Below are 14949 nucleotides of genomic sequence, written 5' to 3'. Positions count from 1 at the left end.
CGTCTGCTGGAGGCGGTATGGCCACAGGGGGACTGCGAGCCGACACGCGAGGCTGGCTCAGCCGGACGCTCTCGTTGTCCCAGGACCCGCTGCCCTGGCCCGAGGCGATCCGCGCGGCGACCGGGTTCGCCGCGGTGATCGCGGTGGCGATGGCCCTGGGGAGGCCCGACGCCGGGCTGCTCGCGGCGGCCGGCATGGTGCAGGGCGTGATGCGGCCGGACGTGGGGCCCTACCGGTCGAGGGTGCTGGGCCTGCTCGTACCGCAGCTGGCCGGCGCGGCGGGCCTGGTCATGGGCCAGCTCCTGCACGGGCACGGCTGGTGGACCGTGGCGATGATCACGCTCGTCGCGCTGTTCTCCGGCCTGATCAGCTCGGTCGGCAAGGTCCTGTCGGGAGCCGCGCTGAGCCTGCTGTTCATGAACGTGCTCGGCGCCGGACTGCCCCCGGTCGGGGAGCTGTGGCTGCCGCCGCTGCTCCAGTTCGCGGGCGGTCTCTTCTACATCCTGCTGGCGCTGCTGAGCTGGCGCATCACGGACTCCGGCGCCGATCCGCAGCGCGAGGCCGTCGCCGCCGTGTACGCCGGGGCCGCCGACCTCCTGGACGCGTCCCCCCACCCGGGCGAGGCGCGCCTGGCGCTCAGCCGGGCCATGGACACCGCCCAGGACGCGCTGCTGCGCCACCAGATCCGCGGGGAGGGCAACTGGGACGCCGAGACGCGGTGGCTGGTCGGCATGCTCAACGCGATCACGCCCCTGACGGAGGCGATCTCGGTGCTCGTCCGCGCCGGACGTCCCGCGCCTCCGGGGCTGGCCGGGACGGTGCGGCGGATCGCGGAGGCGGTCCGGACCGGCCGCAGGGACGCGGAGATCCCGCCGTTCACCGGCGACCCGGCGTTCGCCCGGCCGGTCGGGTACATCCTGAGGCGGCTGCCGAGCACGGAGCTGGGCGGCCCCGACTGGCTCGGCCTGCCCGCGCCGCTGCGGACCCGGGCGGCCGAGGCGACGCGGCTGGCCCTGACCTCGGGGGCGGCCTGGCGGTACGGGCTCCGGCTCGCCCTGTGCATGGCCGTCGCCTCGGTGATCACGGAGGTCCCAGGTGTGCCGCACCTGCTGGGGATCCCTCAGACGCACTCCTTCTGGGTGTCGCTGACCGTGGTCGTCGTGCTGAAGCCCGACTTCGGCTCGGTCTTCGGCCGCGCCCTGCTGCGCGCGGTCGGCACGATCGTCGCGGCCGTCCCCACCCTGCTGGTGCTGGTCGTGGTCCCGCGCGGCTGGGCCGCGGTACCGCTCGCGGCCTTCTTCGGCGGGCTGATCCCGCTGCTCAAGGTCAAGTCGTACGCGATGCGCACGGCCGCGGTCACCCCGCTGATGCTCTTCCTGCTCGACATGGTCGCCCCGGTGCCCTCCGGGGAACTGGTGGCCGCCCGGCTGGTCGACACCGTCCTGGGCAGCCTGATCGTGCTGGTCTTCGGCTACGCCCTGTGGCCGGAGAGCTGGCGGATCCGGCTCGGCGACCGGATCACCGCCGGTTTCGAGGCCGCCGCCGACTACCTGGACGAGGCCTTCACCGGCTCCCAGGACGCCAGGTCCCGCGACCGGCGGGCGCTGCACCGCAGGCTCAACGCCATCCAGAACGGCCTGCAGCAGATGCTGTCCGAGCCCCCTCCGGCCAGCCGCCGGGCCACCGCCTGGTGGCCGGCGCTGATCGAGCTCGACCACCTCGTGGACGCCATCACCGCCGCCGCCGTCCGGGTCGGGGGCGGCGCCGAGGGGCCCCCGCCGGAGCGGAAGGTGCACGCGGTCTCGGCGGAGCTGCGCGAGATGGCGACGGCGGTCCACGAGGACCGGAGACCGCGGGCCGGGAACCTGCCCGACCCCTCCGCCGAGGACGTCCTCGGCGACGTCGTCACCCAGACCCGCTCCCTGCGCGGCAGCCTTCCGCCGTGAGGGGAGGGGCTCAGCGCCACCGCTCGGCGCCGGGGCGCCGGGCCGCGGCGTAGGAGACCACGGCGCATCCGGCGAGGAGGAGGACGGCCGCCCACAGCGGGGCCACCGGGAAGAGCGCCCGCCGCAGCAGGCCCGAGACGAGGGCGCCGGTCAGCAGGGCGCAGATCGAGACGAGGCGCCGCTTCTGCCGGTAGGGGGCGACGGACTCGGCGAACAGCGTGGTGAGCGTGGTCGTGACGACCGTCGTGTTGAGGTCGGCCACCTTCACCCTGCGCACGACCGCGTAGCTCCAGCCCATCGAGAAGGCGAGCAGCACGATGACGAGCCGCCGCGTCCAGGGCTCGGCGAACCCGTACCGGGCGGCCAGCAGCGCGCCCCCGCACACTAGGAGCGCCTGGGTCGCGATGCCCGCCGCCAGCAGCAGCCCGCGGTGCCGGTGCACGCCCCGCGGCAGCACGACCTGCCCGCCGCAGCCCGCCCCCACCGCGAAGGACAGGATCGACAGCAGGGACGACAGCGCCGTGCCGTACCCGGCGAGGCCGAGGCCGAAGATGATGGTGTTGCCGGTCATGGCCGCGACGAAGACGTGGCCGAGGTCGAGGAAGCTCGTCGCGTCGATCATCCCGGTCGTGAAGGCGAGCACGGTCAGCAGGGGCGGCAGCGGCCCGTCGCTCCGGTCGCCGTCGCCGGTCATGGCGCCGTGCCGGTGGAGCTCAACCGATGCGCAGCTCGGTGTCGAGGCCCGCGGCCTCCTCCTTGGCGGTCGGGCGGAGGCGGAACAGCCCGTCCACGACCTTGCCGATGAGGTAGGTGAGCACGAACGTGTAGCAGGCGACGGCGAGGACCGCGACGATCTGCTTGCCGAGCAGGGAGATCGAACCGCCGTAGAAGATCCCGGCGTGGGGGCTGGCGTACTTGCCGGTGGCGAAGAAGCCGAGCAGCACCACGCCGACGATGCCGCCGGCGCCGTGGATGCCCACGACGTCCAGGGTGTCGTCGTAGCCGACCGTCGTCTTGACCTCCACAGCGTAGGTGCAGACGATCGCGACGACGATGCCGATGATGGTGGCGCCGAACAGGTTGACATAGCCGCAGGCCGGGGTGATGGCGACGAGGCCGGCGAGCGCGCCGGTCGTGCCGCCCAGCCGGGAGAACCGCCCGAACCGCACGCGCTCCAGGATCATCCAGACCAGCATCGCCACACAGCCGCACATCATGGTGTTGACCACCGCGTTCGCCGCGAGCGCGCCGTCGGTGAGCGCCGAGCCGCCGTTGAATCCGAACCAGCCGAACCACAGCAGGCCCATGCCCGTCATGACGAGCGGGATGTTCTTGGGCTGCGGCGGACCCTCCCGCCGGAAGCGCAGGGAGGGGCCGAGCACGATGGCCAGCGCCAGTCCCGCGATGCCGGAGTTGAGCTCGACGACCAACCCGCCCGCGAAGTCCAGCACGCCCCATTTGTTGATCCAGCCGCCGGAGGAGAACACCCAGTGGGCGATCGGCAGGTAGACCAGCGTCACCCAGATCGCCCCGAAGATCATCCAGGGTCCGAGCCGCACCCGGTTGGCGACCGACCCGCTGACCAGCGCGAGCGTGATGATGGCGAAGACGAGTTGGAAGAGCGAGTAGACGTACAGCGGTATGACCCCGCGCAGGGTCCTCGGCGTCACCTGGAAGAGCTGCCAGTCCCCCCACCCGATGAGGCCGACCCCGCCCGCGTCCTTGCCGAACGCGATCCCGTACCCGTAGACGAACCAGATCACGGTCACCACGGCGATCGAGACGAAGCTCATGTAGAGCACGCTGATGAGGTTCTCCGCCCGCACCATGCCGCCGTAGAAGAGCGCCAGCCCCGGCGTCATGAGCAGCACCATCGCGAAGCTGACGAGCACCCACGCCGAATCCCCGGTGTTCAACCCATACGACATGCCCGCACTCCTGACCTCGGTTCGTCACCTTGGGCATAGGCGATCTCCGAGTCCGCGAAACCCTCCGTGATCAGCGACGGGGCAAATCTTTATCCGTTCTGTCCTCAACGGGCGGTTGAGGAAACTAGCGGCGGTAGGTTAGCGTGCGCGATAGAAACTAGCAGTGCTCATCAAGGGAGCCGGGATGGACTTCACCCTCAGCGAAGAGCAGGAGCGGTTCCGGGAGCTGGCGCGGGAGTGGGTGGACCGGGAGGTCGTGCCGTACGCGGCGGAGTGGGACCGGGTCGAGCAGGTGGACGCCGGGATCGTGAGGAGGCTCGGCGAGGTGGGGTTCCTCGGGATGGGGATCGACGAGGAGCACGGGGGGTCGGGGGGCGACCTCCTGGCGTACTGCCTGCTGATGGAGGAGCTGGGGCGCGGGGACACCTCGGTGCGGGGGATCGTGTCGGTGTCGCTCGGGCTGGTGGCCAAGAGCGTGCAGAAGTGGGGGAGCGAGGAGCAGAAGCGGCGGTTCCTGCCGGGGCTGTGCGCGGGGGAGTCGCTCGGGTGCTTCGGGCTGACCGAGCCGGGGACGGGGTCGGACGCGGCGTCGCTGGCGGCGAAGGCGGTGCGGGACGGCGACGACTGGGTGATCAGCGGCACCAAGATGTTCATCACCAACGGGACGTGGGCCGACGTGGCGCTGGTGTTCGCGCGGACGGGCGGGCCGGGGCCGCGGGGGATCACCGCGTTCCTCGTGCCGACCGACAGCCCCGGGTTCGGGCGGCGGGAGGTCAAGGGCAAGCTCGGGCTGCGGGGGCAGGCCACCGCGGAGCTCGTGCTCGACGGGGTGCGGGTGCGCGACGGGCTGCGGCTGGGGCCCGAGGGCGCCGGTTTCAAGATCGCGATGACGGCGCTGGACAAGGGGCGCATCTCCGTGGCCGCCGGATGCGTGGGGCTGGCCCGCGGGTGCCTGGAGGCGGCCGTCGCCTACGCGGGGCAGCGCACGCAGTTCGGGAAGCCGATCGCGTCCTACCAGCTCGTCCAGGAGATGCTCGCGGAGATGGCGGTCGAGACGGACGCCGCGCGGCTGCTGACGTGGCGGGCCGCCGACCTCGCCGAGCGGGGCGAGAGGTTCGGGACCGAGGCGTCGATGGCCAAGCTCTTCGCGACCGAGGCGTCGGTCAAAGCGGCCAACCAGGCCGTCCAGGTCTTCGGGGGCTACGGATACGTTGACGAGTTCCCCGTCGGCAAGGCGCTGCGGGACGCCCGCGTCACCACCCTCTACGAGGGCACCAGCCAGATCCAGAAACTGCTCATCGGCCGGGCGCTGACCGGTGTCAACGCCTTCTGAAAGCCTGAAAGGACAACGACCATGCGCCGTACCGTCTTCAACGAGGACCACGAAGCCTTCCGCAAGACCCTGCGCGCCTTCATCGAGACCGAGGTGTCGCCCCACTACGAGCAGTGGCTCGCCGACGGGCAGATGCCCCGGGAGTTCTACTACAAGCTCGGCGAGCTGGGGACCTTCGGCATCGAGGTGCCCGAGGAGTACGGCGGGGCCGGCATCAGCTCGTTCAAGTTCTCCGCGGTCCAGTACGAGGAGACGGCGCGGGCCGCGGTGTCGTTCGGCGGCTCCAGCGTGCACGTCGCGCTGTGCCTCCCCTACATCCTCAGCCTGGGCACCGAGGAGCAGAAGCAGCGCTGGCTGCCGCCTTTCGCCTCCGGCGAGACGATGTTCGCCATCGCGATGACCGAGCCGGGCACCGGCTCCGACCTCGCGGGCATGACGACCACCGCGAAGCTGTCGGAGGACGGCACCCACTACGTACTGAACGGCGCCAAGACGTTCATCACCGGCGGTGTGCACGCCGACCGCGTCATCGTCTGCGCCCGCACCGCGCCGCCCAAGGCCGACGACCGCCGCTTCGGCATCTCGCTGCTGGTCGTCGACACCAAGGCCGAGGGCTACTCCATCGGACGCAAGCTCGACAAGCTCGGCCTGAAGGTCTCCGACACCGCGGAGCTGTCGTTCCAGGACGTGAAGGTGCCGGTCGAGGACCTTCTCGGCGAGGAGAACAGGGGCTTCTCCTACCTCGGCCAGAACCTGCCTCAGGAGCGTTTCAGCATCGCGTACGGCGCGTACTCGCAGGCCGTGGCGGCGGTGGAGTTCGCGAAGAAGTACACGCAGGAGCGCCTGGTGTTCGGCAAGCCGGTCGCCTCGTTCCAGAACACGAAGTTCGAGCTGGCCGCCTGCCAGGCCGAGGTGGACGCCGCGCAGGCCGTCGTCGACCGCGCGCTGGAGGCGCTGGACGCCGGCGAGCTCACCCCGGCCGAGGCCGCCTCGGCCAAGCTGTTCTGCACCGAGGTCGCGCACCGCGTCATCGACCGCTGCCTGCAGCTGCACGGCGGCTACGGCTTCGTCAACGAGTACCCGATCGCCCGGCTGTACGCCGACAACCGCGTCAACCGCATCTACGGCGGCACCTCCGAGGTCATGAAGATGATCATCGCCAAGGACATGGGTCTGTAAGGGAGACGTGATGGGAAGGTTCGACGGAAAGGTCGCCGTGGTCACCGGCGCCGCGCAGGGCATCGGCGCCGCCACCGCGCGGCGGCTGGCGTCCGAGGGCGCGACGGTCGCGGTGGTCGACCTGAAGGAGCCCGCCTGGGCGGGGGCGGGCCGCGCGTACGCGTGCGACGTGTCCGACCACGCGGCGGTCCGGGAGGCCTTCGACCGGATCGCCGAGGAGCTCGGCGGGCTGCACGTCCTGGTCAACAACGCCGGGATCACCCGCGACAACCTGCTGTACAAGATGCCCAAGGCCGACTGGGACAGCGTCCTGGAGGTCAACCTGACCGGCGTCTTCAACTGCGTGCAGGCGGCCCAGCGCCACATGGTCGCCCAGCGCCACGGCAAGATCGTCTCGCTGAGCAGCCGTTCGGCGCTGGGCAACCGGGGCCAGGCCAACTACGCCGCCGCCAAGGCCGGCATCCAGGCCCTCACCTCGACCCTCGCCATCGAGCTCGGCCCCTACGGCATCAACGTCAACGCCGTCGCCCCCGGCTACATCGCCACCGCGATGACCGCCGCCACGGCCGAGCGCATCGGCGCCTCCCCGGCCGAGCACCAGGCCATGGCCGCCGAACGCACGCCCCTCGGCCGCGTGGGCACCCCCGAGGAGGTCGCCTCCGTCATCGCCTTCCTGGCGAGCGAGGACGCCTCCTACGTCAGCGGCCAGACCCTCTACATCAACGGCGGCGCCCGCTGACGGACGGGGTCCGGACGTCCCGGGAGCGGCGGCTCCGCGCCCGGGACGTTCCCGGCGCGGAGCCGCCGAAGGCCGCCGTCCGTCTCGCTTTCCCGCAGGCCGGCGGGGCCGGGGAATCGGTCGTGTAATTCCAGAGATGAGACTCTCTGCTCGGATGGGGCGCACGGGGAAATCGGTACGTCGGCGGACGCAAAGTTACTCAAGGGTAGGTAGTGACTTGGCTCACCCAGCCATGTAGAACAAATTCTATTCCACCCCTGAGTGAGGAGCGTCACTTGAGTGACAACACCGTGTACAGACCGGGATTGAGCGCGGTCTCGCGTCGCGGGTTCATCGTTGGAACAGGTTCTATCCTGGGTGCCGCGGCGTTCGGCCTGCGCTCGGCGTCGGCCGCGCCGGCTCCCGCGCCGATCGCGTCCGGATCCCGGGTCCCGGCCCTGGTGATCGGCACCGGTTACGGCGGGTCCGTCGCCGCCCTGCGCCTGGCGCAGGCGGGCATCGACGTGCACATGGTCGAGATGGGCATGTCGTGGGACACGCCCGGCTCGGACGGGAAGATCTTCGCCAACACCAAGTCGCCCGACGACCGGTCGTTCTGGTTGCGGACCCGGACCAAGCAGCCCCTGAGCAGCTTCCTGGGCTTCCCCATCGACAAGAACGTCAACAGGTACACCGGCATCCTGGACGCCGAGGATTTCGCCGGGATCACGGTGTACCAGGGGCGCGGCGTCGGCGGCGGCTCGCTGGTCAACGGCGGAATGGCCGTCACGCCCCAGCGCGACCGCTTCAGCGGGATCCTCCCCTCGGTGGACGCCGCGGAGATGTACAGCAAGTACTACCCGCGCGCCAACGCCGGGCTGGGCGTCGCCGACGTCCCCCTGGACTGGTGGGAGAGCGCCGCCTGCTACAAGTACGCCAGGGTCGGCCGCAAGCACGCGGAGCGTTCCAACTTCCCGCACATCTTCGTCCCCAACGTCTACGACTGGGACTACATGGCGCAGGAGGCCGCGGGGAACGCCACCAAGTCGGCGCTGGACGGCGAGGTCATCTTCGGCAACAACCACGGCAAGAAGACGCTGCCCAAGACCTACCTGGCGCAGGCCAAGGCGACGGGACGGGTGGCGATCTCACCGCTGCACGAGGTCACCTCGGTCAGCCCGGCGTCCGGCGGCGGCTACACCGTGGCCATCCGGCAGCTGGACACCACCGGCGGCACCGTGGCCACCAAGACCGTGACCGCCGACCGGGTGTTCTTCGCCGCGGGCAGCGTCGGCACCAGCAAGCTGCTGGTCAAGCTGCGGGCCACCGGCGCGCTGCCGAACCTGAACGGCGAGGTCGGCAAGGGCTGGGGCGACAACGGCAACGTCATGTGCGGCCGCGCCAACCACATGTGGGACCCCACCGGCACGGTCCAGTCCGCGATGCCCTCCACCGGCATCGACAACTGGAACGCCGGAGGCGCGTTCGCCGAGGTCGCGCCGGTGCCCACCGGCATCGAGACCTACGCCTCGCTCTACCTGTCGATCACCAACACCCCCCACCGCGCGGAGTTCTCCTGGAACGCCGCGGCGGGCAAGGCGGAGCTGAGCTGGCAGCGGGCGTGGAAGGAGACGTCCATCGGCATGGCCAAGACGATCTTCGACAAGATCAACAAGAAGGAGGGGACGATCTACCGCACCGACTTCTTCGGCGGCACCAAGCAGTGGAACGACAGCCTCACCTACCACCCGCTCGGCGGCGCCGTGCTGAACAAGGCCACCGACAACTACGGCCGCCTGCACGGCTACGCCGGCCTGTACGTCATCGACGGCTCGCTCATCCCCGGCAACACCAGCGTCAACCCCTTCGTCACCATCACAGCGCTCGCGGAACGCAACATAGAAAAGATCATCGCCACGGACCTGTGACGATGATCTGAGGGAACAGCCGGCCGCGGGCGCGTGTGGCCGGCCTTTTCTCTTAGTGCCCGGGGATGACGCACACCGCGTCGAGGCCCAGCACGTGGTTGAGGCGTCCGAACGCCAGCCACGAGCCCAGGCACATGCTCAGCTCCACGATCTCCCGCTGGCTGTACCGGGCGGCCATCCGCCCCCAGAACTCCTCGTCCAGTCCGTGGTGGTCGAGCGCGTAGCGCTCGGCGTACTCGGCGGCCAGGCGCGTGCGCTCGTCGAACGCCTCGGTGGTGCGCCAGTGCGTGACGGCGTCCGCGAACTCCTCCTCGACCTTCTCGCCGTCGCGGTCGGTGCGCCAGTCCAGGCAGAAGAGGCAGCCGTTGATCTGGGCGATCCGCAGCCGGGCCGCCTCGAACTCGCGCAGCCCGAGCGTCGTGTGCTCGTACACCGACAGCGAGAGGGCCGCGGCGGCGGGGCCGATGCCCGGGACCAGCTCGCCCCAGACGTAGCCGATGGGCTCCTTGCCCTCGGGGATGTCGATGTTCATGACTGCTTCCTTCCGAGTCGGCCGGCCGCGGGGCGCAGCGGGACGTCGAGCGCGTCGTAGAGGCCGGGCCCGGCCTCGGCGAGCCAGTCGATGGCGTTCACCAGGCGGCCGACCGCGGTGGCGTTGCCGCCCGCGGCGCGGTTGCCGTCCTCGTCGACGGCCTCCACGGTCACCTCGATGCGCGGGCGGCCCTCGATGATCACCCGGTGGGCGCCGTCGCCGCCGTCCGGGGCCACCGGCCAGTCCGGTGCGCAGGAGGCGTGGATGCGGGTGACGTGCTCGACGACGATCAGGGGCTCGCCGCCGACGATCCCCTGCACCTCGAACCGCACCGCGCCCTGCGTGCCGGCCGCGAACTCGCCCATCGCCGCGGTGGTCACCGAGGTCTCCAGCGGGCGCCGCTCCAGGGTCTCGCGCACCTCGTCGAGCTCGACGCCCAGCGCCCGCGCCATCAGCCGCACCTGCCCGCCCCACACCATGGACGGGACGGTCGGCGAGAGCATCGGCGGCTCGTAGTCCATCGGCTGACCCATGCCGACCAGGTACCGGACGGAGTCCTCCTGGTCGTAGGTGGTGTAGTCGAAGATCTCCTGGCAGCGCACCGCGTCGATCGCCGAACCCACCCCGCTGACCAGCAGCGGCAGCACGTCGTTGCCCCACCCCGGGTCGACCCCGGAGACGAACAGCGACCCGCCGCCCTCCTTGACCGCCGCGAGCAGCGGCTCCCGCATCTCCGCGGGCGCGTTCTGGATGTCGTAGAGCGCGTACAGGGAGGGCGTGACGACCACGGCCCCCGCCCGGACCGCCCGGATGATGTCGCCCAGCGCGTCGTCCGGCCGGATGTCGCCCGACGCCGCGTACACCACGGCCCCCGGCCCCGCGGCCAGCACGCCCTCGATGTCGTCGGTCGCCGCCACACCCAGCTCGCGATCGAGCCCGCCGAGCGCACCCGCGTCCCGGCCGACCTTCTCGGGGTTGTGAACGACCACCGCTGACAGTTCCAGTCCCGGATGGGCGTCGACGGCCCTGATGGCCAGCCGTCCCACATTGCCGGTACCCCAGACAACCGTAGAGATCATGCCCCGGAGACTAACAAGCGCTAGGTTTTGTGAACAGGGTCACAGGCCGTCCGATTCTTCGTTCTGCGCCTCCCGGCCCGCCGCGCGGCCCCGCCGGGCGGCGGACAGGAGGACGAGGGCCGCGTCGCGGGCCTGGTCGGCGGCGGCGCCGGGCATGCCGAACCGGTCGATGCGCAGCAGGGTCCCCTCTGGGTCTGCGAGCAGGTCGATCGCCCGTCTACGAGGAGCTTCCCCCCTTCGAGGGCGCAACACGCCGTACGGCCCTGATCGGCAGGTTCACCCAGGTCGGCAAGGCTTGGTAGGAACGGTCCGTTCGCGCCTGTCGGTTCAGTCGCCGGAGTGGTCCGGCAGGAGCCGATCCGCGAGTGATCGCGCCGTGGCAGTGAGTGCTGCCGCGTCCAGCCCGGTCCGGCTCATGAACACGAGGCCTTGTTGCGCGGCCAGGAGGGCCCGCGCCAGTGCGATCGGATCCTCTCCGGCCGGCAGGTCGCCCTCCCGTTGGGCGCGGGCGACGCAGTCACCGATCAGCGCGGTGGACGTCTCGTAGGTGCGGTGGGCGTGGTCGAGGACTTCCGGATCGGCGTTGCCGAGTTCGCAGGTGCTGTTGGCCATCAGGCAGCCACGCCGCGTGTCGGCGTCGGTCGGGTCGTCGATCGGTGCCTTGAGGAGCATGCGGAGTGCGTCCAGGGCCCGTGGAGTCTCGGTGAGGGCCTTCCGAAGATGGCCATGGCTCTCGTCGGTGTAGCTGCGCAGCGCCCGGAGGAAGAGCTGACGCTTGTCGCCGAACGCCGCATACAGGCTGCCCTTGCCCAGGCCGCTGATCCGCATCAGGTCTTCCAGCGAGGTCCCGGCGTAACCGGCGTCCCAGAACCGATCACGGACGGCGTTCAGCACCTGCTTCTCGTCGAACGATCGCGGACGTGCCATGCGAACAGAATACAGATTCTTGACCGCGCGGTCCACCATGCCTATAGTGGACTGTACGGTCAAGAACTCCGTTGCACCTAGGGAAGTGGGAAGCACATGGGAAAGCTGGACAACAAGGTGGCGATCGTGACCGGCGGGTCGCGGGGGATCGGGGCGGCGTCGGCGCTGGCGCTGGCCGACGAGGGAGCCGACGTCGCGATCAGCTACTCGTCCTCGGCGGATCAGGCCAAGGCCGTGGTCGCCGACCTGGAGGCGAAGGGAGTGCGCGCGGCGGCCTTCCAGGCGGACCAGTCGGACGCGGCACAGGCGGCGGGCCTGATCCACAGCGTGGTCCAGCAGTTTGGAAAGCTGGACATCCTGGTCAACAACGCGGGCGTCACCGTCGCCGGTCCGATCGACGGCGAGCTCGCCGACGAGTCCGCCTTCGACCGCCAGCTCGCCATCAACTACACCAGTGTGGTGGCCGCGATCCGGGCGGCGTTCCCGCTGCTGCCCGATGGCGGGCGGATCATCAGCATCAGCTCGGGCGTGGGAACACGGGTGGGCTTCCCCGGGATGGCCGACTACGCCGGCACCAAGTCGGCCCTCGAGGGCTACAGCCGGGGCGCAGCCCGCGATCTGGCCCACCGGGGCATCACGGTCAACGTCGTCCAGTCCGGGTTCGTCGACACCGAGATGAACCCCGCCGACGGCCCGGGCGCACCGATGTTCCTTCCGACAACGGCGATGGGGCGGTACGGCAGGCCGGAGGAGATCGCCGCAGGCGTCGTCTTCCTCGCCAGCCCGCAGGCCTCCTACGTCACCGGCACGGTACTGAGGATCGACGGCGGATACGGCGCATAGCCCGAACGCGCAGCTGACGGCGGGCGACCACGGACAGCGGGCGGCCACGGACGGCGGTGGCGCAGGAGTACGGTTCCCCTCCATGGCGGATTCCCGGGCCACTTCTGTCACGCAGCCGTCCGTGGCCGGCGTCGCCTTATGCATCTCCCTATGCATCTGGAACTGAGCGGATCCGGATGGCGCGCCGGGCTCATGGACGCGTTGCGGGAGGCCGTGCGCACCGGGCGGCTCGTGTCGGGCATCCGGCCGCCCTCGGCCCGATCCCTTGCCGCTGATCCAGGCATGGCCCGTAACACCGTGGCCGACGCCTGCACAGAACTGGTCGCCGAGGGCGACTCACCGCACAGCAGGGGTCCGGGAGCCGGGTGGCCAGGCGGGCCGAGCCGCGCAGAGCCGCGCCCGCTCCTCCTCGCACAAGAGACGTGAACGAAGCCTCACGCCCGCCGCCGCGGACCCCGGCGAGCGGGTCGACGCCGAGCTGAAGAACTGGAGGATCCTGCGCAAGATCCGCTCCGGCCCCGACAACGCCGACGAGCTCATCGCCGCAGTCCAGGCCCTCGTGATCGCCAGTGCGTGATGAGGTCGGCAAAGGCTCACTGAGATCACCTCATTGCCACGGAAGCGGATGAAATCCGCACGGTGCCGCCGTCCGGAACCGGTGCTTTCAGCCGCGGTCGCGGAGCCGCCGGGTGAAGGCGGCCCATGCGGTGCGGGTGAATTCCAGGGTGGGTCCGGTGCCGTTGTCCTTGGTGTCGCGGACGCCGACGGTGCGGGAAGCGGAGCGGCCGACTTCGACGCAGTCACCGTTGGCTTCGCTGTGGTGGGATTTGCGCCAGCCGCTGTACTGCTGGGTCATTCGACCGCTCCCGTCTCGCGTGAGATGTGGGTGGCGATTTCTTCAAGCATCGCCAGGCTTGCCTCCTCTGATAGTGCCTCATCTCGCACGAGTTCGTAGCGGTGCACGTGTCGTGCGACTTCTGCTCGGTCCGTGTGCATGACGTCGGTGGACGTTGTCTCCGACATGGCCAGGGGTGGGTCCGCAGGGTCGACGAAGGTGAACAGCTTGATCTGCCTCATCGGCCAAGGGATGCGGGTCCATCCTGTGAGGAAGGGGAGGATCCGGACGGTCAGCCGGGAGTGCTGGTGCGCCAGGTCGACGATGTGCCGGAGCTGCCGCTGCATCACGTCCGGTGCGACGTTGAAGCGGCGGAGGCCAATCTCGTCGAGTACGGCCTCGTAGGAGGGGCCGTCCTCTCGGAAGACGGCGGCCTGCCGCTGCCCGCGGGCTTCGACCAGGAGATCCGGGGTGTAGGTGATGTCGTGCTCGGCTTGTTCCCGCTGGATCAACACTCGCGTGAACTCGGGAAGCTGCATGAGGCCCGGCACCAGGCCGGGGTGGTACTCGCGGATCGTGGCGGCGCCGGACTCCAGGTCGGCGTAGAGGCGCTGGCGGTCGCCCATGGCGGCGCCGTAGGCGTCCCACCAGCCTCGGGCGGCCGCCTCGCGGGCGATGCGGAGGATCTGGGCGCGTTTCGCCTCGGGGGGTTCCAGGAGGTCGAGGAGGTCCATGATCTCGGCGAGGTCGGGGCGGACCTGGGCGTTCTCCAGGCGGGTGATCTTCATGCGGGAGCGGTGGAACATCGCGCCCAGCTGCTCGGTGGTCAGGTTCCTGCTCAGGCGCAGTGCGCGCAGCTCCGCGCCGAGCCGTCTGCGCCGTACGAACGGGCTGGACACGGGTGCCTCCTTCGCAGGGCGTCGCCCGCTCCGGCGCGGGTCGCCGAGCATGACGCTCTGACTGCACACCGCATCGAACCCCGCCGTCCGGCCTGCCGCAATCGGTTCCGCTCGGTTCCTCGAATCGGTTCGCACCGCCTCCGTGCGCACGCCCGCCGTGCCCTTCGCCTCCGTGCGCACGGTGCGCGGGTCGCGGCCGGGGCCCGTGCGGGCAGGCGGCGTTCGCACGGGGTGGGTGCGAACTTTCTTACCGTCTGGCGGGGTTTTCGGGGGCGGGAGTGGGCACGGGGTGTGACCATGGGTGCTGTTTCGGTCTCCCTGCGTGAGGAGTGTCGTGTTCATCGAGCTCGTCGAAGAGGATGACGGCGACCGCTGGCGGCGGGAGTTCGCCGGGGTGCCGGAGGAGGCGCGGGAGGTGCGGCGGTTCCTGCGGTCGCTGCTGGCGGAGTGCGCGTTCCTGGACGACGTGCTGCTCGGCGTGGACGAGCTGGCCGTCAACACGATCCGGCACACGCGTTCGGGGCGGCCGGGAGGGAGGTTCGTCGTGGAGGTGCGCTGGCGGCAGCGGGACCCGGAGGAGAAGGAGGGAGAGCGGGTCGTGGTCTGGGTCCGCGACGAGGGCGGTCCGCACGAGCCCGCGATCCCGGTCGGCGACGACGAGTTCGCCGAGGGCGGGCGCGGGCTCCTCACGCTCGCGTGCACCGCCGAGACCTGGGGCTGGTTCGGCGACGCCTCCGGCCGGACGGTCTGCGCGGTCTTCGCCGAGCCGGGGTGCGCCGTGTGAGGCCACGGCCGTACGCGG

The 14949-nt window shown here is 70.7% G+C and carries 15 protein-coding genes; 8 read left to right on the top strand and 7 right to left on the bottom strand.

What is annotated here, in order from left to right:
- The first annotated feature begins 17 nt into the window (after positions 1 to 17).
- Positions 18 to 1946 carry an FUSC family protein gene (locus ABD140_RS16060; RefSeq protein ID WP_344241521.1) on the top strand — a complete coding sequence of 643 codons (1929 nt, stop codon included), beginning with the start codon at positions 18 to 20 and terminating at the stop codon, positions 1944 to 1946.
- A 10-nt stretch (positions 1947 to 1956) separates the two neighbouring features.
- Here the strand turns inward: ABD140_RS16060 and ABD140_RS16055 are convergent, their stop codons facing one another.
- A complete protein-coding gene (locus ABD140_RS16055; RefSeq protein WP_344241519.1) occupies positions 1957 to 2640 on the bottom strand; it encodes a YoaK family protein in 684 nt (227 codons plus the stop codon).
- 19 nt (positions 2641 to 2659) lie between these two features.
- Positions 2660 to 3874 carry an ammonium transporter gene (locus ABD140_RS16050; protein ID WP_344241517.1) on the bottom strand — a complete coding sequence of 405 codons (1215 nt, stop codon included), beginning with the start codon at positions 3872 to 3874 and terminating at the stop codon, positions 2660 to 2662.
- A gap of 163 nt (positions 3875 to 4037) precedes the next feature.
- On the opposite strand from ABD140_RS16050, the gene ABD140_RS16045 reads away from it, so the two are divergent.
- The 4 genes from ABD140_RS16045 to ABD140_RS16030 all read left to right on the top strand — a co-directional run bounded on the left by ABD140_RS16045 (position 4038) and on the right by ABD140_RS16030 (position 9032).
- A complete protein-coding gene (locus tag ABD140_RS16045; RefSeq protein ID WP_344241516.1) occupies positions 4038 to 5207 on the top strand; it encodes an acyl-CoA dehydrogenase family protein in 1170 nt (389 codons plus the stop codon).
- A 21-nt stretch (positions 5208 to 5228) separates the two neighbouring features.
- Positions 5229 to 6386 (top strand): acyl-CoA dehydrogenase family protein, encoded by a 1158-nt coding sequence (locus ABD140_RS16040; protein WP_344241514.1) that lies wholly within the window; start codon positions 5229 to 5231, stop codon positions 6384 to 6386.
- Between the two features lie 10 nt (positions 6387 to 6396).
- Positions 6397 to 7125 carry a 3-oxoacyl-ACP reductase FabG gene (gene fabG, locus ABD140_RS16035; RefSeq protein ID WP_344241513.1) on the top strand — a complete coding sequence of 243 codons (729 nt, stop codon included), beginning with the start codon at positions 6397 to 6399 and terminating at the stop codon, positions 7123 to 7125.
- 275 nt (positions 7126 to 7400) lie between these two features.
- A complete protein-coding gene (locus ABD140_RS16030) occupies positions 7401 to 9032 on the top strand; it encodes a GMC oxidoreductase (protein ID WP_344241512.1) in 1632 nt (543 codons plus the stop codon).
- Between the two features lie 52 nt (positions 9033 to 9084).
- On the opposite strand, the gene ABD140_RS16025 is transcribed toward ABD140_RS16030, so the two are convergent.
- From ABD140_RS16025 to ABD140_RS16015, 3 genes are all read right to left on the bottom strand, one after another.
- On the bottom strand, positions 9085 to 9564 hold the full coding sequence (locus tag ABD140_RS16025) for a carboxymuconolactone decarboxylase family protein (RefSeq protein WP_344241510.1): 480 nt from the start codon (positions 9562 to 9564) through the stop codon (positions 9085 to 9087).
- Entirely contained in the window at positions 9561 to 10643 is a 1083-nt protein-coding gene (locus ABD140_RS16020; RefSeq protein ID WP_344241508.1) for an NAD(P)H-dependent amine dehydrogenase family protein, read from the bottom strand. The genes ABD140_RS16025 and ABD140_RS16020 overlap by 4 nt, the downstream gene beginning before the upstream one ends.
- 327 nt (positions 10644 to 10970) lie before the next feature.
- Positions 10971 to 11609 (bottom strand): TetR/AcrR family transcriptional regulator, encoded by a 639-nt coding sequence (locus tag ABD140_RS16015; RefSeq protein ID WP_344241506.1) that lies wholly within the window; start codon positions 11607 to 11609, stop codon positions 10971 to 10973.
- A 57-nt stretch (positions 11610 to 11666) separates the two neighbouring features.
- Here ABD140_RS16015 and ABD140_RS16010 point away from each other — a divergent pair, with 57 nt between their 5' ends.
- Both ABD140_RS16010 and ABD140_RS40130 read left to right on the top strand, forming a co-directional pair.
- A complete protein-coding gene (locus ABD140_RS16010; RefSeq protein ID WP_344241504.1) occupies positions 11667 to 12413 on the top strand; it encodes an SDR family NAD(P)-dependent oxidoreductase in 747 nt (248 codons plus the stop codon).
- Positions 12414 to 12678: 265 nt separating this feature from the next.
- Entirely contained in the window at positions 12679 to 12990 is a 312-nt protein-coding gene (locus tag ABD140_RS40130) for a hypothetical protein (RefSeq protein WP_425544119.1), read from the top strand.
- Positions 12991 to 13077: 87 nt separating this feature from the next.
- Here ABD140_RS40130 and ABD140_RS16000 read toward each other — a convergent pair whose 3' ends face one another.
- On the bottom strand, positions 13078 to 13269 hold the full coding sequence (locus tag ABD140_RS16000; RefSeq protein ID WP_344241502.1) for a DUF397 domain-containing protein: 192 nt from the start codon (positions 13267 to 13269) through the stop codon (positions 13078 to 13080).
- Complete coding sequence (locus tag ABD140_RS15995) at positions 13266 to 14147, bottom strand: helix-turn-helix domain-containing protein (protein ID WP_344241500.1); 882 nt, start codon at positions 14145 to 14147, stop codon at positions 13266 to 13268. The genes ABD140_RS16000 and ABD140_RS15995 overlap by 4 nt, the downstream gene beginning before the upstream one ends.
- 334 nt (positions 14148 to 14481) lie before the next feature.
- Between ABD140_RS15995 and ABD140_RS15990 the strand changes: the two genes are divergently transcribed.
- Positions 14482 to 14931: an ATP-binding protein gene (locus tag ABD140_RS15990; RefSeq protein WP_344241498.1), complete on the top strand. Its 450-nt coding sequence runs from the start codon at positions 14482 to 14484 to the stop codon at positions 14929 to 14931.
- Positions 14932 to 14949 lie beyond the last annotated feature (18 nt).

Origin of the sequence: Actinocorallia libanotica, assembly GCF_039525175.1 — a bacterium.
GTDB lineage: Bacteria > Actinomycetota > Actinomycetes > Streptosporangiales > Streptosporangiaceae > Actinocorallia > Actinocorallia libanotica.
The sequence above is the reverse complement of the archived record's forward strand: the minus strand, read 5'-3'. Positions and strand labels throughout refer to the sequence as shown.

What these genes read in the sequence shown, in the direction of transcription:
- ABD140_RS16040 (WP_344241514.1), top strand. Translation starts at nt 5,229, where the DNA reads ATGCGCCGTACCGTCTTCAACGAGGACCACGAAGCCTTCCGCAAGACC.
- ABD140_RS16010 (WP_344241504.1), top strand. Translation starts at nt 11,667, where the DNA reads ATGGGAAAGCTGGACAACAAGGTGGCGATCGTGACCGGCGGGTCGCGG.
- ABD140_RS16055 (WP_344241519.1), bottom strand. Translation starts at nt 2,640, where the DNA reads ATGACCGGCGACGGCGACCGGAGCGACGGGCCGCTGCCGCCCCTGCTG.
- ABD140_RS16020 (WP_344241508.1), bottom strand. Translation starts at nt 10,643, where the DNA reads ATGATCTCTACGGTTGTCTGGGGTACCGGCAATGTGGGACGGCTGGCC.
- ABD140_RS16000 (WP_344241502.1), bottom strand. Translation starts at nt 13,269, where the DNA reads ATGACCCAGCAGTACAGCGGCTGGCGCAAATCCCACCACAGCGAAGCC.
- ABD140_RS16050 (WP_344241517.1), bottom strand. Translation starts at nt 3,874, where the DNA reads ATGTCGTATGGGTTGAACACCGGGGATTCGGCGTGGGTGCTCGTCAGC.
- ABD140_RS16015 (WP_344241506.1), bottom strand. Translation starts at nt 11,609, where the DNA reads ATGGTGGACCGCGCGGTCAAGAATCTGTATTCTGTTCGCATGGCACGT.
- ABD140_RS16025 (WP_344241510.1), bottom strand. Translation starts at nt 9,564, where the DNA reads ATGAACATCGACATCCCCGAGGGCAAGGAGCCCATCGGCTACGTCTGG.
- fabG (WP_344241513.1), top strand. Translation starts at nt 6,397, where the DNA reads ATGGGAAGGTTCGACGGAAAGGTCGCCGTGGTCACCGGCGCCGCGCAG.
- ABD140_RS16060 (WP_344241521.1), top strand. Translation starts at nt 18, where the DNA reads ATGGCCACAGGGGGACTGCGAGCCGACACGCGAGGCTGGCTCAGCCGG.